The 25574-nt window shown below is 66.9% G+C and carries 1 protein-coding gene (running past one end of the window); it reads right to left on the bottom strand.

Annotation, left to right across the window (positions count from 1 at the left end; translation table 11 throughout):
* Window positions 1-25574, bottom strand: partial view of a non-ribosomal peptide synthetase gene (locus A5707_RS12125; RefSeq protein ID WP_065014708.1) — the 5' portion only. It extends 5596 nt beyond the left edge of the window; the window shows 25574 of its 31170 coding nt (coding positions 1-25574); it begins with the start codon at window positions 25572-25574; its stop codon lies beyond the left edge, outside the window.

Below are 25574 nucleotides of genomic sequence, written 5' to 3'. Positions count from 1 at the left end.
TAGGCCGGCAGCCGCTGCGCCAGCACGCGCCGCGCCTCGGCCGGGTCGGCGCTCCCGGTGACGTAGCCGACCAGGCGCTTGTCGCCCGGGCGGTCTTCGCGGGCAATCACCACCGCCTGCTGGACGCCGTCGAGTGCGTGCAGCGCTGCCTGTACTTCGCCGAGTTCGATGCGGTAGCCGCGGATCTTGACTTGCTCATCGGCACGGCCCAGATACTGCAGCTGCCCATCCGCGCCCCAGCGCGCCAAATCCCCGGTGCGATACATCCGTTGACCGGAGTCACCGAACGGGCAGGCCACAAACCGCGACGCCGTCAACGGACCCCGGCGCACGTACCCGCACCCGACCCCGGCACCGGCCACGTACAACTCTCCGACCACACCCGCGGCCACCGGCCGCAGCCAGTTGTCCAACACAAACAATGCGGCCCCCGGCACCGGCGAACCGATCGGCACTACTGCCGATTCCGCGGTCAACGGCGCACTGATCGCCACGCACATCGTCGTCTCGGTCGGGCCGTAGGCGTTGACCATCACCCGCCCCGGCGCCCAGCGATCCACCACCTCGGCCGGGCAGGCTTCGCCGGCCACCATCAACGTCGCCGACTCCAACCCGTCTGGCGCCAACATCCCTACCGCAGAGGGGGTCTGGGTGATCATCGTGACTTGCTCGGCAACCAGCAATTCGGCGAGGTCTTTCGGTGAGCGTGCCACCTCCTCGGGCACCACCACGAGGCGCCCGCCGTGTAAGAGCGCGCCGAAGATCTCCCATGCCGAAACGTCGAAGACCAGTGAATGACACTGCGACCACACACCGGTCGTCGGCAGGCCGGCGTCCAGTGTCGCCAACAGTTGGACGACGTTGTGGTGGTTGATCGCAACGCCTTTGGGCATCCCGGTGGTGCCTGAGGTGTAGATGACGTAGGCGATGTCCTCAGGGCGGGGTGCCGGTGGTGCTGTGTTGAGCTGGGCGTCGATAGCGGGCTCATTGACCTCGGTCACCGCGATGTCAACGTACCCATCGAATCGCCCAGCAAGTTCAGCGGTGGTAACCGCAGCGATCGGCGCGGCATCATCGAGCATGAACCCGATCCGCGCCGCCGGCAGCGCCGGGTCGATCGGCAGATAGGCGGCTCCGCTCTTGAGCACCGCCATGATCGCCACGATCGCCTCAGCTGAACGCGACAACAGCACCGCCACACACTGCCCGGGGCCAGCTCCGTGACCGACCAGCAGCTGCGCCAACCGGTTAGCAGCCTCGTCGAGCTCCCGATACGTCAGTGACTGGCCCTCGCAAGTCACCGCCACCGCCTCCGGAGCGCGAGCCACCTGCTGGGCGAACAACATCGGAACCGACACCGGCACTGGCGAATTCGCGGTCAACGCTGCCCGGTTCCCGAGGTCGTCGAGCCCGGCATGCTCGGCCTCGTCGAGCAGATCCATCGACGACAACGACCGCGTCGGATCGGCCGTCATGGCCATCAACACCCGGCGCAACCGCTCGATCAGCGTCGCGATACTGGCAGCGTCGAACACATCGGTGCGGAATTCCACCCTGCCGCCGATCCCGGCCGGCTCACCATCATCGGTCCACCGCTCGGCCAGCGAAAACACCAAATCCATGCGGGCCGACTGGGTATCGATGGGCATCGACGTCACATGCAGATCACCCAGAGCCAGCCCGCCGGAGGGATCGGCGCTGTGCCCGCCGAAGTTCTGCCAGGCCAGCATCACCTGCACCAGCGGGTGATGGGCCATAGATCGAGTCGGGTTGAGCCGCTCCACCAGTACCTCGAACGGCACATCCTGATGCTCGTAAGCGGCCAGGCTGCGTGCCCGCACCTGACCCAGCAGCTCGGCAAAGCTGGGATCACCGGTCACCTCGACCCGCAGCACCAACGTGTTGACGAAAAAGCCGACCACATCATCGAGCACCGGATCGCGGCGTCCGGCGATCGGGAACCCTACCGCCACATCAGAATTCATGCTGACGTTGGACAACAGGATGGCCAATGCGGCTTGCATCACCATGAAGCTGGTGGCGTTGTGCTCACGGGCCACCCGGGCAACCTGCTGTTGCAACTGCCCCGGCCACTCCACCGCCACGGTAGCGCCGCGCTGATCGGCCACCAGTGGATAGGGCCGGTCGGTGGGCAGCTGCAGCCGCTCGGGCATCCCGGCCAGCGCCTCTTCCCAGTAGTCCAGCTGGGCGGCGATGGGACTGCTGCTGTCATCGAGGTCGCCGAGCTGGGCGCGTTGCCACAGCGTGTAATCGACATACTGCACGGCCAAATCGGCCCACCCCGGGGCTTGCCCCGCACACCGGCTGGCATACGCCATACCCAGGTCACGCACCAGCGGAGTGATCGACGAGCCGTCGGCGGCAATGTGATGTACTACTGCCGCCAACACGTGCTCGTCTTCGGCGATCTGGAAAAGCTTCGCCCGCAAAGGGATCTCGGTGGCCAGATCAAATGCGTGGCGCGCTGTCGCGCCGACAGCCTCGGCAAGCCGGTCGGTCGTCCAGGTGCTGGCATCGACATTCTGCCAACCGAAGTCGGCCCGCTCGACGGGGATAACCACCTGCTGAGGCGTGCCCTCGGGCGCCGGGAACAGCGTTCGCAGGCTTTCGTGACGGGCGATCACATCGACTAACGCCGCATGCAGCGCGTGGGTATCAAGCTGGCCCCGCAGCCGCAGTGACACCGGGATGTTGTAAACCGACGAGGGGCCCTGCAACTGGTCCAAAAGCCACAATCGGGTTTGGGCAAACGACAGCGGGACAGTCGCGGGCCGCTCAGCTGCCGCCAAACCGGGTAGCCGGCCCGCACCCTCGCCGACGCTGCGCGCCAACTGGGCGATGGTGGGCGCCTCGAATACCGCACGTACCGAAAGTTCGCCATCCAGGGCAGCATTGATCGCCGCGATCAAGCGCATCGCGGAGATGCTGTCGCCGCCCAGATCGAAGAACGAGTCGTCGATCCCAACGCGCTTGAGTCCGAGGACCTCGGCGTAAATGCCGGCCAGAAGCTCCTCGGTGGGGTTGGCCGGGGCGCGGTAATGATCGGCGTCCCGGTATTCCGGCGACGGCAGGGCCCTAGCGTCGAGTTTGCCGTTGACGGTCAACGGCAGTGCGTCTAACACCACCACCGCTGCGGGCACCATGTAGGCCGGTAGCCGCTGCGCCAGTTGACCGCGCGCCTCGGCCGGGTCGGCGGTGCCGATCACATAACCGACGAGGCGCTTGTCGCCGGGCCGGTCCTCGCGGGCGATGACCACCGCCTGCTGGACGCCGTCGAGGGCGTTCAGGGCGGCCTGGACTTCGCCGAGCTCGATGCGATAGCCGCGGATCTTGACTTGCTCATCGGCGCGCCCCAGATACCGCAGCTGCCCATCAGCGCCCCAACACACCAGATCTCCGGTGCGATACATCCGCTCGCCGGTCCCCCCGAACGGGCAGGCCACAAACCGCGCCGCGGTCAATCCTCCGCGGCGCACGTACCCGCAGGCCACCCCGGCGCCGGCCACATACAACTCGCCGGCCACCCCGGCGGGGACCGGCCGCAACCAGCCGTCCAACACGAACAACGCCGCGCCTGGCACCGGCGAACCGATCGGCACCACACCCGTCCCCGCGGTCAACGAGCTGACCGTCGCATACACCGTCGTCTCGGTCGGACCGTAGCCGTTGATCATCACCCGACCGGGCGCCCACCGGTCCACCAACTCGGTTGGGCAGGGCTCCGCGGCGATCACCAACGCCGCTGAATCCAGCCCCTCGCGTGACAACATGCCTATCGCAGAAGGGGTTTGGCTCAACACGGTGACCTGTTCATCAACCAGCAGATTGTGGAGGTTCTCCGGGAAACGGGCTACCGACTCGGGCACCACCACCAGGCGACCGCCGTGCAGCAGTGCACCCCAGATCTCCCACACCGAGTAGTCGAAGGCGTAGGAGTGACACTGCGTCCACACGTGTTCCGGCCCGAGGTGCAGCCCCACCTGCAGTGAGTCGAACAGCCGAGTCACGTTGTGATGGGTGACTGCCACGCCTTTCGGAATCCCGGTGGTGCCGGAGGTGTAGATGAAGTAGGCGATATCGTCGGGCTCCGGCGCCGACGGCGCGGTGCTGGGTTGGGCGTCGACGGCGGGGTCGTGCACATCGATGATCTCTAGTTCGTATCCGTCGAGCCGGTCAGCCAAATCAGCGGTGGTGATCGCCGCGCGCGGTGCGGCATCGGCGAGCATGAACTCGATCCGGGCCGCCGGCAGCGCCGGGTCGATCGGCAGATAGGCCGCCCCAGCCTTGAGCGCCGCCAAGATCGCCACGATCGCATCGGTCGAGCGTGAAAACAGAAGCGCCACAGACTCACCCGGGCCTACGCGGCGGCCGGTCAGCAACTGCGCCAACCGGTTAGCGGCGTCGTCTAGCTCCCGATACGTCAGTGACCAGCCGTCGCAGGTCACCGCCACCGCCTCCGGAGCGCGGGCCACCTGCTCGGCGAACAACGCCGGGATCGACACCCGCGCCGACGGTCGGGTCAGCACCGCCCGGTTGCCGAGCGCATCAAGCCGGGCATGCTCGCGCTCGTCGAGCAGATCCATCGACGACAACGGCTGTGCCGGGTCGGCGATCATCGCCGCCAACACCCGCCGCAACCGTTCGACCAGTGCCTCGATACTGGTCCCGTCGAACACATCAGCGTCGTATTCGAGGCGCAGCCGCAGTTCGTGGCCCGGCTGGGCTTGCATCGTCAGCGGGTAATGGGTGGATTCCCGGCTGGTGATATCGGTGATGGCGAATTCGTGGTCACCTACCAACGCTCCGCTGTCGATCGGGTAGTTTTCGAACGCGAACAGCGTGTCGAACAGCTTGTCCTGACCGGTGATTCGGTGAATCTCGCTCAGCGCCACGTGCTGGTGCTCAAGCGTGTTGGTGTAGGCGCCCTGCAGCTGATCCAGCAGGTCGGTGGTCGTCGTCGATGCGGTGATGCGCGCACGCACACCCACCGTGTTGATCAGCAGTCCGACCATCGATTCCGCGTCGGCCAGGTCGGCCGGCCGCCCCGACACCGTGGTGCCAAACGCGACATCCTGTTGGCCGGTCAGCGAACTCAACAGCAGAGCCCATGCACCCTGCAGCACGATGTTGACCGTGGTATGACTCGAGCGGGCCAGTTCGTTGACGGCTTGGGTGATTTCTGCCGGCAGCCCAAGGGCTTTCACACCTCGAGGGCCCGGCTCCAACCCGTCCTGAGGCCCGACCAACGTCGGAGCGTCGAAACCGGCGAACACCTCGCGCCAGGCGGCGCGGGCACCCTCGGCGTCCCGGGCGGCCAGCCAGGTAACGAAGCTGCGGTAAGGCGATGCCGGGGGCAGCTGCTGCCCGTAATACGCGGCGAAAAGCTCGCCCAGCAGGATCGGCATCGACCAGCCATCGAGCACGATGTGGTGATTGGTCAACACCAACCGGTGCCGGTCTGGTGCGGTGCGGATCAGGACGCTCCGAAACGCCGGCTGGTTGGCGAGGTCGCAGACCGCGGCGCGCTCGGCCGCGCAGAGCCGCTGGATCTGCTCATCGCGGTCGACGTCGTCGTTGAGTTCGAGGTAGCGCCACGCCACCACCGGATCAGCGGGGATGATCTGCACTGGCTCGTCGAACTGCGGGCAGAACCGGGCCACCAGGTTGGGGTGCCGGTCGACCACTGTGTGCATCGCGTCGCGCAGCCGGTGGGGATCGAGGCCGCCGGTCAGGCTGATGTCCAACTGCCCGGCGTACAGGTCGTCGGTGCCCCGCACCGTATTTGCGTGGAAGAGCAGCCCCTCTTGCACCGCTGTCAGCGGAAGCACGTCGGCGATGCGGCATTGCGTCTGCAGTTCGTCGATCTGATGCTGGCTGAGCCGGGCCGGAGTGATATCGGATGGCGTCAATCCCCCGCCACCGTCTCGGACATGCGTGCAGATTCCGCCCAGCGCCTCAGACCACAACCGGCTGAGCCGGCTGATCTGCGCTTCGTCGAGCGCCGACGGCGCCCACGTCCAATTCGCCTGCAGCCGCGGTCCGGCTTCGGTGTCGACGGCGGCCGCGTTGAGCTCCACGGTGTGCATCAGCGGCATCGGTATGGCCGTCGCCGCGCCGGTAACCGACAAGCCGTCCGGGCTGATTCGCCACAGGTCACCGGACGCCTCGGCCGCCGAGATACCCACGCGGCCCAGGTAATTGAATCCGATCGGCGGCTCGCAGTCACCGAGGTCGACATCGGTGTTCAGATAGCGCAACAGACCGTACGTCAGACTGTCGGGCAGGGCGCGAAGCTGCTCTTTGGCGTCTTTGATCATTGCCCCCAGCGCCGCGTCGCCGGCGACCACCTGCGCCCAGGACAGCCCACCGACGGTCAGCGCCACCGGGGATTTGGTGGTGAACCATCCCACTGTGTGAGACAAGTCCACGTGCGGGCTCAGCTCCTCGTGACGCCCGTGGCCTTCGACGTCGATGCCGATCGGGGCGCTGCCGTTGCCCACGAACTCCGCTACCGCCAACCCGAACGCGATCAGCAGGATGTCGTGTGTCGCGGCGTGAAACGCTGCCGGCACCTCGCTCAGCAACATGCGGGTGATTTCGGCGTCCACCGGCATCGACAAATGCCCGGCCGTGGCAAACGTGTCGGTTTCGGGCCGCACAGCGGGCAAGGCCGCCGGTGTCGTCGCCACCTGCCGCCAATGCTGCTCGTGGGCAACGACTTCCGGTGTTCGAGCGTGTTCACTGAGCAGCGCCGCCCACCGGGCGAACGAGGTGCCGGTCGCCGGCAACATCACCGCATGACCGTCGCGGTGCTGAGCCCACGCAGTGTTGATGTCTTCCAACAGAATCCACCAGGAGACCGCGTCGACGGCCAGGTGGTGAACGATCAATACCAGTTGGCTGCTGTCGGCTACCCACAGGGCGCTGAGCATCGCGCCGGTGCTCGGGTTCAGCCGCGCCCGGGCCTCGATCAGCGCTGCATCCGTCAACTCCGGCACCGCCTGCAGGCGCCCGCGCGCGGCCACCGTCCCTGGCTCGGGCACCGTCAACGAGAAGCCACCGGCACCGTCGTCGTTGACGCGCAGCCGTAACATGGCGTGGCGATCGAGCAAGGCTTGCAACACAATCAACGCGTCGGCCTCGTCGGCCCCGCCGGGAGCGTGCAGCACCATCGTCTGGTTGAACTGGTCCACCGGACCGTCGACGCTGTGCAGCCAATGCATGATCGGAGTGGCCGCGACCTCGCCGACGCCGTCGTCACCGTCGTCGGCGCTGTCGGCCACTTCGACCACCCGGGCCAGCCGGGCCACGGTCTGCTCGACGAACACGTCGCGCGGCCGGCACATCAGGCCCGCGGCGCGCGCCCGTGCCACCACCTGCATCGCCAAGATGCTGTCCCCGCCCGAGTCGAAGAACGAGTCGTCGATTCCGACCTGCTCGAGCCCCAGCACCTGGGCGTAGATGCCGGCCAGGATCTCCTCAACGGCGTTGCCCGGAGCGCGATACTCCCCGGCCGTGTATTCCGGTGCCGGCAGGGCGCGGCTGTCGAGTTTGCCGTTGGGTGTCAGCGGCAGCGCGTCGAGCACCATCACCGCCGCCGGGACCATGTAGCCCGGCAGTTGGTCGGCCAGCCGGGAACGCACCTGGGCTGGATCGGCAGTCCCGGTGACGTAACCGACCAGGCGCTTGTCGCCGGGGCGGTCCTCGCGGGCGACCACCACTGCCTGCTGGACGCCGTCGAGCGCACTCAATGCCGTTTGGATTTCCCCGAGTTCGATACGGTAGCCGCGGATCTTGACCTGCTCATCGGTGCGCCCCAGGTACTGCAGTTGCCCATCGGCGCCCCACCGCACCACATCACCGGTGCGATACATCCGTTCCCCGTCCCCGCCGAACGGACAGGCCACAAACCGCGACGCAGTCAATGCCGCGCGTCGCACATACCCGCATGCCAATCCGGCACCGGCTACATACAATTCACCGACCACACCGTGTGGCGTCGGCCGCAGCCACTCGTCAAGGACAAACAGTGCCGCGCCGGCCACCGGCGAACCAATCGGCACCACATCGGATCCCGCGGTCAGCGGTGCACTGATCGCCGCGTACACGGTGGCTTCAGTCGGGCCGTACGCGTTGATCATCAGCCGCCCCGCCGCCCAGCGGTCCACCAACTCGGTCGGGCAGGCCTCACCGGCCACCACCAGCGCCGTCGACTCCAAACCGTCGGCGGAGAGCATCCGCGCCGCCGACGGCGTCTGACTCAACACGTTGACCTCTTCAGCGACCAGCAACGCGTGCAGGTCTTCCGGCGAGCCCGCCACCGATTCGGGTACCACGACTAGCCGTCCGCCATGCAGCAGCGCGCCCAGGATCTCCCACACCGAGACGTCGAAAGCCAACGAATGCCATTGGCTCCACACCGCCATGCGCGGCAGGCCAGTATCGGCTGTTGTCAACAACTGGGTGACGTTGTGATGGGTGACGGCAACCCCTTTGGGAACACCGGTGGTGCCCGAGGTGTAGATCAGGTAGGCAATGTCGTCCGGCTCCGGCGCCGACGGCGCCGTGTCGGGCTGCGTGTCGACGGCGGGGTCATGGACATCAAGGACCCGCACGTCATGACCGGCCACCCGCTCCGCGAGATCAGCGGTGGTGACCGCAGCGATCGGCGCGGCGTCGGCGAGCATGAACCCGAGCCGGGACGCCGGCAGAGCCGGGTCGATCGGCAGATAGGCCGCCCCGCTCTTGAGCACGGCCATGATCGCCACGATCGCTTCGGCTGAACGCGACAACAGCAGCGCCACACACTGCCCGGGGCCGGCCCCGTGGCCGACGAGCAGCTGCGCCAATCGGTTAGCAGCCTCGTCGAGTTCGCGATATGTCAGTGACCGGCCCTCGCAAGTCACCGCCACCGCTTCCGGAGTGCGAGCCACCTGCTGGGCGAACAACGCCGGAACCGACGCCGGCGCCGGCAAATTCGCTGTCAACGCTGCCCGGTTCCCGAGCGCATCAAGGTGGGCATGCTCGGCCTCGTCGAGCAGATCCATCGACGACAACGACCGTGTCGGATCGGCGGTCATGGCCATCAACACGCGGCGCAACCGCTCGATCAGCGTCGCGATACTGGCAGCGTCGAACACATCGGTGCGGAATTCCACCGTGCCGCCGATGCCTGCGGCCTCACCATTTTCGCTCCACCGTTCGGCCAGCGAAAACAGCAAATCCATCCGCGCGGTGTGGGTGTCCACCGGGATCGGGGCGACGTGGACATCACCCAACGCCAGCCCGCCGGAGGGATCGCTGGTGTGGCCCGGCAGGTTTTGCCAGGCCAGCATCACCTGCACCAGCGGATGATGGGCCAGGGATCGAGTCGGGTTGAGCCGCTCGACCAGTACCTCGAACGGCACGTCCTGATGCTCGTAGGCGGCCAGGCTGCGTGCGCGCACCTGAGTCAACAGCTCGGCAAAGCTGGGATCACCGGCCGCGTCGACCCGCAGCACCAACGTGTTGACGAAAAAGCCGACCAAATCATCAAGTGCCGGATCGCGACGCCCGGCGATCGGGAAACCCACCGCCACATCAGAACTGGCGCTGAGCTTGGCGAACAGTACCGCCAGGGCGGCCTGCATCACCATGAAGCTGGTGGCGTTGTGCTCACGGGCCACCCGGGCAACCTGCTGCTGCAGCTCCGCCGGCCAATCCACCGCCACGGTGGCGCCGCGCTGATCGGCCACCAGTGGATAGGGCCGGTCGGTGGGCAGCTGCAGCCGCTCGGGCATCCCGTCCAGCGCCTCTTCCCAATACGCCAGTTGCGTAGCGATAGGACTGCTGTCATCGTCGAGGTCACCGAATTGGGCGCGTTGCCACAGCGTGTAATCGACATACTGCACGGCCAAATCGGCCCACCCCGGGGCTTGCCCCGCACAGCGGCTGGCATACGCCACACCCAGATCACGCACCAGCGGAGTGATCGACGAGCCGTCGGCGGCGATGTGATGCACTGCGGCCACCAACACATGCCGATCCTCGGCGACCCGGAAAAGGGTTGCCCGGAGCGGGATTTCGGAAGAAAGAACAAAGGCGTAGCGCGCCGCAGTGTCGATCGCCTCGTCCAGCTGCGCCGTCGGCCAGCCCGCCGCATCGACGACGTGCCAATCCAACTCGGCTCGGTCGGCGGGCACCACCACCTGCTGAGGTATCCCGTCGGGAGCCATGAACAATGTGCGCAGGCTCTCGTGACGTGCCACCACGTCGGCCAGTCCCGCACCCAACGCCTCGACGTCAAGGCGCCCGTCCAACCGCAACGCTGTCGACATGTTGTAAACCGGCGAGGGTCCCTGCAACTGATCCAAGAACCACAACCGGCTCTGGGCGAACGACAACGGGACCACCGCCGGACGCTCCCCGGCCGTCAGCGGCTCGAACCGGCCGGCGTCCTCCCCGATTCGCGGCGCCAACTCGGCCACCGTGGGCGCTTCGAACACAGCGCGAACCGCAAGCGCGGCATTCAAATTGGTGTTGATCTTCGCGATCAGGCGCATCGCCGAAATGCTGTCGCCGCCCAGGTCGAAGAACGAGTCGTCCATCCCGACGCGCTGGACGTCGAGCACCTGGGCGTAGATGCCGGCCAGGATCTCCTCGACGGCGTTGCTCGGTGCTCGATACTCGCCGGCGGTGTATTCGGGCGCGGGTAGGCCGCGAGTGTCGAGTTTGCCATTCGGTGTCAGCGGCAGCGCATCGAGCACCACCACTGCAGCTGGCACCATGTACGCCGGTAACCGGTCAGCCAGCGCCGCGCGCATCCCGGCGGGATCACCGGTGCCGGTCACATAACCGACCAGGCGTTTGTCGCCGGGGCCGTCGTCGCGGGCGATGACCACGGCCTGATCCACCCCGTCGAGCGCGTTCAGGGCGGCTTGGACTTCGCCGAGTTCGATGCGGTAGCCGCGGATTTTGACCTGCTCATCAGCGCGCCCCAGATACTGCAGTTGTCCGTCGCGGCGCCAACACACCAGATCACCGGTGCGATACATGCGCGTTGCGGGCGCCCCGAACGGGCACGCCACAAACCGCGATGCGGTCAACCCCGCGCGTCGCACATACCCGTATCCCAGACCGGCGCCGGCGACATACAACTCCCCGACCACGCCTGCGGGCACCGGACGCAAGGAGCCGTCCAGTACGAACAGCGCCGCGCCTGCTACCGGCGAACCGATCGGCACCACACCGGGCGCTGGTGTCAGCGGCGCGCTGATCACCACACACATCGTCGTTTCGGTGGGGCCGTACGCGTTGACCATTACCCGTCCCGACGCCCAGCGGTCCACCACCTCGGCCGGGCACGCCTCACCGGCCATTACCAACGCCGTTGATTCCAGCCCGTCGGGTGATAACGCCATCACCGCCGACGGAGTCTGGGTCAAGACGGTGACCCGTTCATCGATCAGCAAGTCGTGCAACGCTTTCGGAGAGCGCACCGCCGGCTCGGGCACCACCACCAGCTGTCCACCGCGTAACAACGCGCCGAACATCTCCCACACCGAGACGTCGAAGGCCAGCGAGTGACTCTGGCTCCATACCCCCGCGGCCGGGAGCCCGGCTTCCAGCGAGGCCAGCAGCTGGGTCACGTTGTGGTGCGTAATTGCCACACCCTTTGGCGTGCCGGTGGTACCGGATGTGTAGATGAGGTAGGCGATATCGGCCGGGCTTGGCTCCACCGGCGCGGTGCTGGGATGCGCGTCGACGGCAGGGTCATTGACGTCGACGACCAGCACGTCGTTGCCGTCGAGCAAATCGGCCAGCTCGGCGCTGGTGATCGCCGCAACCGGCGCGGCATCGGCAAGCATGAACTCGATCCGCGCCGCCGGTACCGCCGGGTCGATCGGTAGGTACGCTGCCCCGGTTTTCAGCACCGCCAACACCGCGATGACCGCCTCGGCCGACCGCGGCAACAGCAGCGCCACACACTCCCCTGGGCGCGCTCCGTACCCAAGCAGCAAGTGCGCCAACTGATTCGCCGACCCATTGAGCTCGCGGTAGGTCAGCGACCGACCTCCGCTTGTCAGCGCCACCGCCTCGGGTGCGTGGGCGACCTGCTGGGCGAACAACGCCGGAATAGACAGCGGTGCCGGCACCGGCCCGGTCAACACCGCCCGGTTCCCGACCTCATCCAGCCGGGCGTGCTCAGTCTCATCGAGCAGATCCACCGACGACAACGACCGCGTCGGATCGGCCGCCGCGGCCGTCAGCACCCGCTGCAACCGCTCGATGATTGTCTGAATGCTGACCGCGTCGAACACATCGGTGCGAAATTCCACCCTGCCGCCGATCCCGGCGGGCTCGCCGGCCTGACTCCACCGTTCGGCCAACGCAAAGACCAGATCCATCCGGGCGGTGTGGCTTTCCACCGGCAGCGGCGTGACTTCCAGGTCACCCAAAGTCAGCCCGGCGGCGGGATCGTCGTCTTGCCACGGCAAGTTCTGCCAGGCCAACATCACCTGGACCAAAGGGTGATGGGTCAGGCTTCGGGTGGGGTTGAGCCGTTCCACCAGCACCTCGAAGGGCACGTCCTGATGCTCGTAGGCGGCTAGGCTGCGCGTCCGCACCTGGTCCAGCAGCTCGGCAAAGCTGGGATCACCGGACAGGTCGACCCGCAGTACCAGGGTGTTGACGAAAAAGCCGACCAGCTCATCGAGTGCGCGGTCACGACGTCCGGCGATCGGAAAGCCAACCGACACATCAGGACTCGCGCTGAGTTTGGCGAGCAGTACCGCCAGGGCGGCCTGCATCACCATGAAGGTGGTCGCGTTGTGCTCGCGGGCCACTTGCCGAACCTGCTGCTGCAGCGCTGCCGGCCAATACACGGCCACGGTGGCGCCGCGATGGTCAGCGACCGGTGGGTAAGGCCGATCGGTGGGCAAGTCGAGGCGTTCGGGCATTCCGGCCAGCGTCTGCGTCCAGAACTCGAGCTCCGCAGCGACACGGCTATCCCGGTCGTCGAGGTCGCCAAGCCAATTACGCTGCCACAAGGTGTAATCGACATACTGCACCGCCAACGCAGCCCACCCGGGGGCTCGGCCGGCGCACCGGCTGGCATAGGCAACCCCCAAATCAGCGGCCAACGGCCGCAACGACCAACCGTCCGCGGCGATATGGTGCACCACGATCAGCAGCACATGTTCGTGCTCGGCGACCCGGAACAGACTTGCCTGCAAAGGGATTTCAGCGGCCAAGTCGAACGTGTAGCGTGCCGCCGAATCAACGGCCTGATCCAGTTGGCTTGCCGGCCATTCGGTGGCGTCAACGACGTCACACCCGATGTGCACCCGCTCAACGGGCACGACCACTTGCTCAGGTGTTCCCTGCGGTGCCGGGAACAGTGTGCGCAGACTTTCGTGGCGGCCGACGACGTCGGCCAGCGCCGCCCGCAGCGCCTCGACATCAAGCGGCCCGGTCAGCCGCAGCGCGGCCGCGATGTTGTAAATCGGTGAGGGGCCCTGCAACTGCTCGATGAACCACAACCGGCTCTGGGCGAACGACAACGGAATCGCCGCGGGTCGTTCCCCAGCCGCCACGAGCTCCAACCGGCCCGCGCCCTGATCGACATGCGGTGCCAGTTGGGCGACCGTGGGCGCTTCGAATACGGTGCGCACCGAAAGGTCGACGTCCAGCGCGCCGTTGATCGCCGCGATCAGGCGCATCGTCGACAGCGAATCCCCACCCAGTTCGAAGAACGAATCGTCGACCCCGACCCGCTCGATTCCCAGCAGTTCGGCATAGATGCCGGCCAGGATCTCCTCGGTGGGGTTGGCCGGAGCGCGGTAACGGCCGGCCTCCTGATATTCGGGTGCGGGTAGCGCGCGGGTGTCGAGTTTGCCGTTGACCGTGATGGGCAGAGCATCCAGCACTACCACCGCCGACGGCACCATGTAGGCCGGCAGCCGCTGAGCCAGCGCGGCGCGCGCCTCGGCGGGATCGGTTGTCCCAGTGATGTAGCCGACGAGTCGGTGGTCACCGGGCCGGTCCTCGCGGGCGATCACCACCGCCTGCTCAATTCCGGGCAGCCCGGACAACGCCGAGCGCACTTCACCGAGTTCGATGCGGTAGCCGCGGATTTTGACCTGTTCATCGGCGCGGCCCAGGTAGCGCAGCTGTCCATCGGGCCCCCAGCACACCAGGTCCCCGGTGCGATACATGCGAGTCCCGGCACCGCCGAACGGACAGGCCACAAACCGTGATGCTGCCAGCCCGGACCGCCGCCAATAGCCAACCGCCACACCGCGTCCCGCCAGATACAACTCACCCACCACGCCCGGCGGCACCGGCCGCAACCAGGCATCGAGCACGAAGAAGGCCGCGCCTGTCACCGGCGAGCCGATCGGCGGAGCGCCCGATCCCGGGGTCAACGGGGTGCTCTTGGAGGCCCACATTGTCGTCTCGGTCGGACCGTAGACGTTGACCATCACCCGTCCGGCCGCCCACCGATCCACCAACTCGGGCGGGCACGGCTCAGCGCCGATCACCAACGTCGCCGACTCCAGCCCCTCGGCTGCGAGCACCCCCACCGCTGAAGGGGTTTGGGTGAGCACGCTGACGTGCTCGCCGACCAACAGCGTGTGGAAGTCTTGCGGTGAGCGTGCCACCAAGTCGGGCACTACCACCAGTCGCCCGCCGTGCAGCAGCGCACCCCAGATCTCCCACACCGAAAAGTCGAACGCGTAGGAATGGAACTGCGTCCAGACCTGTCCGGTCGCCAATTGCACGCCGGCTTCCAGTGAGTCGAACAGCTGGGTGACGTTGTGGTGAGTGACGGCCACCCCCTTGGGCACACCGGTAGTGCCCGATGTGTAGATCAAGTGAGCGATGTCGTCCGGCGCGGGCGTCGGCAGCGCCGTGCCCGGCTGGGCGGCGACAGCGGCATCGTTCACGTCGACGACGACGAGGTCATGGCCGTCGAGCCGGTCGACGAGATCCGTGGTGGTGATCGCCGCGACCGGCTCGGCGTCGGTGAGCATGAACCCGATGCGCGCCGACGGCAGCGCAGGATCGATCGGCAGATAGGCCGCCCCGCTCTTGAGGACCGCCAAGATCGCCACAATCGCCTCGGCGGAACGCGAAAACAGCAGCGCCACAAACGTGCCCGGGCCGGCGCCGTGCGCGGCCAACAGGTGAGCCAACCGGTTAGCCGCCTCATCAAGCTCGCGGTAAGTCAGTGACCGACCCTCGAAGGTCACCGCTGCCGCGTCCGGGGTGCGGGCCACCTGCGCGGCGAACAGTGCCGGCACCGACACCGGGGTCGCCGGCCGCGTCAACACCGCGCGATTACCCCAGCTATCCAGCCGGGCATCCTCGCGCTCGTCGAGCACACTCACCGACGAAACCCGCTGTGCGGGATCGGCGGTCATCGCCGTCAACATCCGCTCCAGTCGCCCGACGAGCGCCCCGATGCTGGCGGCGTCGAACACATCGGTGCGGAATTCCACCTGTCCGCCGATCCCGGCGGGCACCCCGGCCTCGCTCCACCGTTCCGACATCGAAAACGCCAGATCCATTCGAGCGGTTTGGGTGTCGACCGGCATCGGCGTGACGTGCACGTCACCCAACGCCAGGCCCGCGGCCGGATCATGGTCCTGGAAGTTCTGCCAGCCCAACACCACTTGAATCAGCGGATGGTGAGTGAGGCTCCGGGTGGGATTGAGCCGCTCCACCAGAACCTCGAAGGGCACATCTTGGTGCTCGTAGGCGGCCAGGCTGCGCCGCCGCACCTGACCCAGCAGCTCGGCGAACGTGGGGTTACCGGACACGTCGACCCGCAACACCAAGGTATTGACGAAGAAGCCCACCAGCTCGTCGAGCACCGGGACGCGGCGCCCGGCGATCGGGAAGCCCACCGCCACATCGCTGCTGCCGGTGATGGTGGATAGCAGCGCGGCGAAAGCGGCCTGGATCACCATGAAACTGGTCGAGTTGTTTTCGCGGGCCACCCGGCGAATCTGCTGCTGCAGCTCGGCCGGCCAGTCGATGGCTACCCGGGCGCCGCGGTGGTCGGCCACCGGCGGGTAGGGCCGGTCGGTCGGCAGCTCCAGGCGCTCGGGCATGCCGGCCAAGGCCTGCTCCCAGTAGGCCACCTGCGCGGCGATCGGGCTGTCGCTGTCGTCGAGATCGCCGAACTGCGTGCGCTGCCACAACGCGTAATCGACATACTGCACGGCCAGCGGCTCCCAGTCGGGGGCTTGACCTGCGCAGCGGCTGGCATAGGCCACCGCGAGGTCGCGCGCCAGTGGCCTGATCGACCAGCCGTCGGCGGCGATGTGATGCACCACCGCCACCAGCACGTGCTCGTCGTCGGCGATCTGGAAAAGCGGTGCCCGCAAGGGGATCTCGGCTCCCAAGTCGAACGCATACCGTGCCGCCGCTCCGATGGCCTTGCTCAACCGGTTCTCCGGCCACCCGGCCGCATCAACGATCTCGCAACCGAATCCGGCCCGCTCGGCCGACATGACCACCTGCTGCGGGATCCCGTCGGGTGCCGCGAACAGCGTGCGGAGACTTTCGTGACGGGCCACGACGTCGCCCAGGGCCGCACGCAGCGCCTCCGCGTCAAGCCGTCCGCGCAGCCGCAACGCCACCGCGATGTTGTAGGTCGGTGAGGGTCCCTGCAGCTGGTCGATGAACCACAACCGGCTCTGGGCAAAGGACAAGGGAATCACCGCGGGCCGCTCGCCGGCCACCAGCGGCTCCAGCCGGCCCGCGTCTCCACCGATCCGGGGTGCCAATTCGGCCACCGTCGGCGCCTCGAACAATGCGCGCACCGAAAGGTCGGTGTCCAGCGTGGTGTTGACCGCGGCGATCAACCGCATCGCCGAGAGCGAATCGCCACCCAGATCGAAAAACGAGTCATCTCCGCCGACCCGCTCCAGTCCCAGGACTTGGGCGTAGATTCCGGCCAGAATCTCCTCGACCGCGCCGACTGGAGCACGGTAACGATCCGCGTCCTGATACTCGGGCGCGGGCAGGGCTTTTCGGTCCAGCTTGCCTGACGAGGTCAGCGGGAACTCGTCGAGCACCAGAATGTGCTGCGGCACCATGTATTCGGGCAACCACGCGCTCAACCGCCGACGGACGGCGCTGACTTTGGTGTTGGTTTGTGGATCGTTGGCGTAGCTCGCGCGTTGCGGGGTCCCCGCCGGGGGCAGATACACGTCGGTCAGCGGTGGGCTGCACTCGCGGTGCGGGCCGACGGCGGCGAGGAAAACCGCGTCCAGGGTGCCCGGTTGGGCGTCCCAGGTCACGGCGACGTGGTATCCGGTGGCTTCCCCGAGGCGATGCAGTTCCTCAGGGACGGCGGTGTCGGCGGTCGCGGGGGCGTGGGCCAGCGCGTCGCCCAGCGACTGCCCGGCGGCCAGAGCGGCTTCGAGATGGACGTCGGCGATCACCCCGGTGCGCGGGATGCCGGTGACCCGAACGACGGCCGGGCGTCGAGTCGCCAGCCTGCTCTGCAGGCCCGGCAGGTCGGTGCATTGGGCCCACGTCCAAGTGTCCGCGGTGGCCGTCGAGTGCACCGGTGCAGGAGTCTTGTAGGCGACGACGTCGTAGCGATACCGGGTCAGTTCGTTGTCGGCCCATCCGCGTTTGACTTGCACGTCAACGCCAGCCACCGCCGAATGGTCAGCAGCCCAGGTGGTGAAAAACTCCGGGGCCAAAAGTAATTCGGGCTCACCGCGCAGTGCGTGCTGGACTCGTTGACGGATCTCGGCGGCGTCGGCACTGTCGGTGCGGGCCAACGCGATCGCGGTTTGGAACGCACCCTGCAAGCTATGGTTGCGCACATCGCCGATGAACACTGCCCCGCCCGGTGCCAGCAATCGCATCGCCGCTGCCAGCACATCGAGCAGATAGCTCGCGCTCGGGAAGTACTGGACCACCGAGTTCAGCACCACCACATCGAAATGCCCTTCGGGCAATCCATCCGCCACATCCGCCGGCTGCACCCGCAACCGCACCCGGTCACCCCAGGACTGCGCAGCCACCTGCTCTTGCAGGGTCTGGATCGTCGGTGCGGAGAAGTCGGTCGCCCAATACTCGGCGCACGTCGGGGCCAACTGCGCCAGTAACAGCCCCGAACCCACCCCGACCTCCAACACCCGCTGCGGCGTCAGCGCGCTGATCCGGTCCACGGTCGCCGACCGCCACTCCATCATTTCCTCGAGCGGAATCGGATCACCGGTGTAGCTGCTGTTCCAGCCCCGGAAATCCATTCCGAATCCCGGTGCCTCCAGCTCAGCGCCGTACAACTCGTCATACAGGTGGTGCCACTCTTCGACCACCTCGACGTCGTGGTCGGCGGTGGCGGCGGGGTCGAGAATGAGGTAGGCCACCAGGTGTGCGCCGGTCTCGCCTTCGTGCACGGTGACGGCGGCCTGGGCAACCTGCGGGCAGGTCAGCAAGGTGTTCTCGATTTCGCCCAGTTCGATGCGCTGCCCGCGCAGTTTGATCTGGGTGTCGGCGCGCCCCAGGCAGTCCAGGGTGCCGGCGGACGTCCAGCGCACCAGGTCACCGGTGTGGTACATCCGAGATCCGGCCGCCCCGTAGGGATTTGCGACGAACCGTTCCCCGGTCAACTCGACTCGGCCTACATACCCGTGCGCCAGCACGGGTCCGCCCAGATAGAGCTCACCGACCACGCCCACCGGGGCCGGCTTCAACCAGGCATCGAGCACCAGCGCGCACACCCCGGGGAGCGGGGTGCCGATGCTGATCGGCTGTCCGGGCGCCAATGGCGCACTGGCGGTGACCCAGATGGTGGTTTCGGTGGGGCCGTAAACATTGAGCATGCGCCGGCCCGGCGCCCAGGCGGCGACCAACTCTGCCGGGCAGGCCTCTCCGCCGGCCATCAGCGTGCCCAGCCCGTCCAGCCGGGTCCGGTCCAGCGACGACAAGACCGACGGAGTCAAAAACGCCGCGTTGACCTGTTGGTCCTGGAGCAGCGCGGTGAGTGCCTCGCCGGCGTAGACGCCCGGCGGTGCCACGACAACTGCGGCGCCAGACCCCGCCGCCCACACCATCTCGCCGATCGACGCGTCGAAGGTCGGCGCGGCCACCATAAGCACCCGTCCATCGGCACCAAACTGGGACCTGTCGCGTTGCGCTGCAGCCCAACCCAATAGACCGCTGTGACCGACGACCACCCCCTTGGGTACGCCGGTTGATCCCGACGTGAAGATCACATACGCGGTGTTGTCCACCTGCAACGGTGCCAGCCGATCAGCGTCGGCAATCGAATCCGCGCTGTGACCGCGGAGGTCCAGGCCGTCGATGCGCAGCACCGGCCGAGCGTCGGCAGCCGCCAGATCATCGGCGCCGCAAGTCAATACGCACACAGCCTTCGCCGCATCCAACACCGCAGCGATCCGCTCCACCGGATGGGCCCGATCCACCGGCACATACACGCCGCCGGCTTTGACCACCGCCCACCACGCCACCACCAATTCCACAGAGCGCTCGATCGCCACACCCACGGCGCGCTCTGGACCGGCCCCGGCTTCGATCAGCACCCGCGCCAACCGCGTCGACCACGCATCGAGCTCGCTATACGACAGCCGCCGGTCACCGTCGATCACCGCCACCGCTGCGGGATCGGCGGCCACCGCCGCAGCCAACAACTGCGGCGCCACCTCCACTGGCGCCGCAACGCCGGCGCCAGACCACTTCGACAGCAACAGGTCTCGCTCACCATCGTCGAGCAGATCCAGCGACGACAGGCGGCGGGTGGGATCGGCTGTCATCGCCGCCAGCACTCGTCGCAGCCGTCCGATGAGCGCCTCGATGCCCGCCGCGTCGAACACGTTGGTGTCGTATTCGACGTGCAAACCGAGTTCGCGGCCCGGCAGCGCTTCCACCGTCAGCGGGTAGTGGTTGTATTCGCGGTTGGTGAACCCGGTGATGACCAAACCGTCGGCACCCAAAGGGACGTCGGCGTCGATCGGATAGTTTTCGTACACGAAAAGGGTGTCGAACAGTCTCTCGTGACCGGTAGCGCGATGGATCTCGCTGAGCGCCAAGTGTTGGTGCTCAAGCGTGTCGTTGTGAGTGTTCTGCAGCTGGCACAGGAGGTCTGCGGTGGTAGTTGCCGCTGTGATGCTGGCCCGCACCGGCACCGTGTTGATCAACAGACCCACCATGGATTCCGCGCCGGCTACTTCGAGCTGACCTACCCGAGAGCGCGGCGTGCCGAAGACGACATCACGTTGGCCGGTCAGCGAGGTCAGCAGCAGCGCCCAGGCGCCCTGCAACACGGTGCTGACGGTGGTGTGGCAGGAGCGCGCCAGGTCCTTAAGTGCCTGTGCGGTTTGCGCCGGCACCCGGAACGACGCAGAGCCTCGGTCAAAGCCTCGGCGCCCCAGGTCCAACCGATCTTGCGGGCCGACCAGGGTTGGGGTTTCGAAGTCGGCCAGCACCTCACGCCAGGCGGCGCGCGCGGCATCGAGGTCTCGATCGGCCAGCCAGGTAAGGAATGTCCGGTAGGACCCGGCCGCGGGCAGCCGCTGGCCGTAATAGCTGGCGAATAGTTCCCGCAGCAGGATCGGCAGCGACCAGCCATCGAGGACGATGTGGTGGTTGGTCAACACCAACCGGTGCCGCTCTGCGGCGGTACGGATCAACGCGACCCGGAAAGCCGACTGGTCGGCCAGGTCGCAGACCGCGGCACGTTCGGCGGCGCACAAGTGCTCGATCAGCTCGTCGGGATCGCCATCGAGGTCAGCGCCGACGCCGAGATCGACATACCGCCACTCGACGACCGGATCGGCGGGGATAACTTGCACCGGCTCGTCGAACTGTTGGCAAAATCGGGCCGCCAGATGTGGATGGCGGTTGACCACCGTGTGCATCGCATCGCGGAGCCGACGGGAGTCGAGGGGGCCGGTGACCGTGAAATCCAGCTGCACCGCATACATGTCGTCGCTTGCCTGCGCGGTGCTGGCGTGGAAGAGCAGCCCTTGCTGCAGGGGTGTCAACGGCAAAATGTCGGCGATCGCATGGTCGCGCTGGAGCTCGTCGATCTGCTGCTGGCTTAATCGGGCCGGCGCGATATCAGAGGGCGTCAGGCCGCCCCCACCCGATCGCACATGCGCGCAGATACCGGTCAGGGCCTCGAACCACAATCGGCTCAGCCGGCTGATCTGTGCTTCATCGAGCGTCGAGGCCGCCCAGGTCCAATTGGCGTGTAGATGCGGACCGGCTTCGGTGTCGAGCGTGACGGCGTTGAGCTCCACGGTGTGTGCCAGCGGCATGGGCACTGCCGCGGCCGCACCGGTGACCGACAAGCTGTCCTGCCCGAACCGCCAAACCCCCTGGCTCCCATCAGTATCCGGGACGCCCAGGCGGCCCAGATAATTGAATCCGATCGGCGGGTCGGCCTCGGCCAGGCTGACATCGGCGTTGAGATACCGCAGCGCCCCGTAGCTCAACGGGTGTGGCAACGCCCGGAGCTGCTCTTTGGCATCCTTGAGCAACGCCCCCAGCGCCGCTTCACCGGCAACCACCTGTGCCCAGGACAGCCTGCCGACGTTCAACGACACCGGGTATTTAGTGGTGAACCACCCGACCGTGTGCGCCAGGTCGATATCGGCGTCTAATTCCTCGTGGCGGCCGTGGCCCTCGACGTCGATACCGATCGGGCCGCTGCCGTTGCCCACGAATTCGACTACCGCCAACCCAAGTGCGATCAACAGAATCTCGTGTATCCCGGCGTGAAACGCCCCGGGTACCTCTCCGAGCAACGTGCGGGTGATCTCGGCGTCGAGCGATGCCGACAGATGACCGGCATTGGCATAGGTGTCGGTTCCGGGCCGCACGGCCGGCAGCGCAGTGCTGGTCGCCGCCACTTGCTTCCAGGCATCCGCCTGCCGTACGACATTCGGGTGTTGTGCGTGCTCGGCCACGAAGGATGCCCACCGCGCGAACGAGGTGCCGATGGCCGGTAACACCACCGGTTGCCCGCTGTGCTGCTGAGTCCAGGCGGTGTTGAGGTCCTCCAACAGAATCCACCACGACACGGCATCAACGGCCAGGTGATGAATGATCAATACCAGCTGGCTTGCCGGGGCCACCCACAGCGCGCTGAGCATCATCCCGGCGCCCGGATTCAATCGTGACCGCGCCTCGAGCAGCGCGGCATCCGACAATTCCGGCACCGACTGCAGACACCGGTGCGCATCCACCGAACCGACCTCGGGCACCGTCAACGACCAGCCACCGGCATCGTCGTGGTCGACGCGCAGCCGCAACATGGCATGGCGATCGAGCAAGGCCTGCAAGGCAATCCGCACGTCGGCTTCGTCGACCCCGTCGGGAGCCTGCAACACCATCGTTTGGTTGAACTGCGCGACGGGACCGTCGACGCTTTCCAGCCAACGGATGATGGGAGTGGCCGCTACCGGGCCGATGCCCTCATCGATCGGGCCAACCTCACCGTCGGACACCGCGGCCACCACCGCCAACCGGGCGACGGTCTGCTCGACGAAAACATCGCGTGGTCGGCAGATCAGGCCCGCGGCGCGGGCGCGCGCCACCACCTGCATCGACGAAATGCTGTCGCCGCCCAGTTCGAAGAACGAGTCGTCGATGCCGACTCGCTCCAGCGTCAAGACTTCGGCGTAGATGCCGGCCAGGATCTCCTCGACCGCGTTGGTCGGGGCCCGGTATTCACCGGCGGTGTATTCGGGTGCGGGTAGGGCGCGGGTATTGAGTTTGCCGTTGGGAGTCAACGGCAAAGCGTCCAGCACCACTACCGCGGCGGGAATCATGTAGGCGGGGAGCCGGTCGGCCAGTTGGGTGCGTAGCGTGGCCGGGTCGGCTGTGCCGGTGACATAACCGACGAGGCGCTTGTCGCCGGGGCGGTCCTCGCGGGCGACCGCTACCGCCTGCTGGACGCCGTCCAGCGCACCCAAAGCCGTTTGAACTTCGCCGAGTTCGATCCGAGACCCGCGGATCTTGACCTGCTCGTCAGCGCGCCCCACATAGCGCAGCTGCCCGTCGGCGTCCCAGCAGACCAGGTCCCCGGTACGGTAAGCACGCGCTCCGGCAGCCTCCCAATGATCTCCAAAAGGATTTGCCACGAACCGTTCTGCGGTCAACGCGACCCGGCCCACATAGCCGTGCGCCAACCCTGGGCCGCACAGATACAACTCCCCCACCACCCCGATCGGGGTCGGGTTCAGCCGCGCATCAAGCACCAGCGCGCAGACCCCGGGGATCGGAGCGCCGATGCTCACCGGCTGGCCCGCCGCCAGCGGCTTGCAAGTCGACCAGATGGTGGCCTCGGTGGGGCCGTAGCCGTTGAACATGCGCCGGCCCGGCGCCCAGGCGGTGACTAACTCCTCCGAGCAGGCCTCGCCCGCGGTAAGCAGCGTGTCCAATCCGTCCAGCCGGGCCGCATCCAACGACGACAGCACCGAGGGCGTCAGCACCGCAGCGCTGACCTGCTGGTCCTCCAGCAGTCCTGTCAGCGCCTCGCCGGCATACGTGTCCGGTGGCGCCACCACGACTGCCGCCCCCGACCCCACTGCCAACATCAGCTCGAACACCGACGCGTCGAAAGTCGGTGCGGCCACCGTCAAAACCCGTGCGTCTGAGCTCAATCCGAACAACTCGCGTTGCGCCGCGGCCACCCCTAGCAGGCCGGCGTGGCTGACCGCCACGCCCTTGGGCACGCCGGTGGACCCGGACGTGAAGATCACGTACGCGGTGTCATCCACCCGTAACGGCGCCAACCGATCGGCGTCGGCGATTGGATCGGCGCAGCGCGCCGACACGTCCAGACCGTCGATGCGCAGGACCGGTCGCGCGCCGGCTCCCGCCACTTCATCGGTACCGCAAGCTAATACGCACACCGCCTCCACCGCGTCCAGCACGGTGGCGATGCGCTCGACGGGATGGACGGGGTCTACCGGCACATATGCCCCGCCGGCCTTGACCACCGCCCACCACGCCACGACCAACTCCGCACACCGGTCGATCGCCACGCCCACCGCACGCTCGGGGCCCACTCCGGCCTCGATGAGCACCCGCGCCAACCGCGTCGACCATTCATCAAGCTCGCGATACGACAGCCGCCGGTCGCCGTCGATCACGGCCACCGCGTCCGGATCGGCAGCCACCGCCGCCGCCAGCAACTGCGATACCAACCCCACCGGCGCGGCCGCCCGAGCGCCAGACCACCGCGATACCAACAGATCACGTTCATCGGCATCCAGCAACGGCATGCTGCCGATCGCCACCGACCTGTCCGCCGCCAGCAGTCGCTCGAAGAGCGATTCCAAACGGCTGATGTGCCTGGCGATGTCGTCGGAGGTGTATCGCTCCGGGTTCCAGCTGAATTGAATTCGCGGAGCGCCATCACCCAGTTGTGGATAGATGTTGACGGCAATGTCTTGGATGGGGAACGTGGTCAATACGTTGTACGCCGTTTCCGACGGACCGAACTGAAGCGTCCCGGAAAAGTCGAGGACGTTGATCACCGGGCCAAACTCGACGTTCATGTCGACCCCGGCCGTGTCGGCAATGAGATCGGGCCAGCGTCGGAACTGTTGATGGCGCAGTGCACCGACCAAGGCCGTGCCGGCTCGATCGGTTATTGCGCCAATCGTGTCGTCTTCGGCGACGTTAATGAGCAACGGCACCAGGTTGGACACCATGCCCGCGCGTCGTTTCAGCGCAGCGGTGGTGCGCGCCGAAACCGGCAGCGACATCGAGACATCTTGTCGCCCGGTGGTTTTCGCGAGGAATACCGCCACTGTCGCGACAACCCTTGCGACGTCGAATTGGTGATCCGGGTTCTCCGGCCGCTGATGGATGCACTGCAGCTCGCGTACCAGCGGGTGGCGTGGTGGCACGGATCGTCGCGTGCCGGTCAGGTCGGTGACGTCCAAGGGCCCCTGGACAACTGTCTTCCAGTACTCGGCATCGGCTTGACTGCGCGAAGACTGCTGGTACTTCTGGTCGGCGTCACGAATCAGGGCAAATTCGGAGAAGTCAATCTCTCCGGTGTCGGCAGTCGCCCCCGAATAGACGGCGGCGATGTGGCGGATGAAATTGTCGGCGCCGTAGCCGTCACACAGAGCGTGGTGTGCACGCAAGTAAAAGTACGAGAGGTTGTCGGTGATCTGCAGCAGCGCGAAGTTCGTAAGCCGGTCACGAACCATGTCAACGGGCTCGCGGTAATCGTCGTTCATCCAGTCAGTGGCGGCGGCTTCGGGATCGGCCTCGTCACGCAGATCGATGCAGCGCAACAGTCCCGTCTGCTCAAGAGTGCGGTCAACCACGAAAACCGGCTCGCCGTCGACGAGCGAGAGCCGGGCGCAGGGCGTGCCGAAATGCGTCGCCGCCGCTTCGCACGCAGCTGCGAGCCGCTCGACGTCGACATCGTGATCGATCAGCACAAACGCGGCGAAGTTGTACGGGACCTCGGGGCGGAGCTGTTGGGCAGCCCATATCGACCGCTGAGCGGCGGTCAACGGCCCCAGCATGTCTGGTTGCGTGCCGTAGTTGAGCAT

The sequence above is a fragment of the Mycobacterium kyorinense genome (assembly GCF_001672775.1).
GTDB classification, from domain to species: Bacteria; Actinomycetota; Actinomycetes; order Mycobacteriales; family Mycobacteriaceae; genus Mycobacterium; species Mycobacterium kyorinense_A.
The sequence above is the reverse complement of the archived record's forward strand: the minus strand, read 5'-3'. Positions and strand labels throughout refer to the sequence as shown.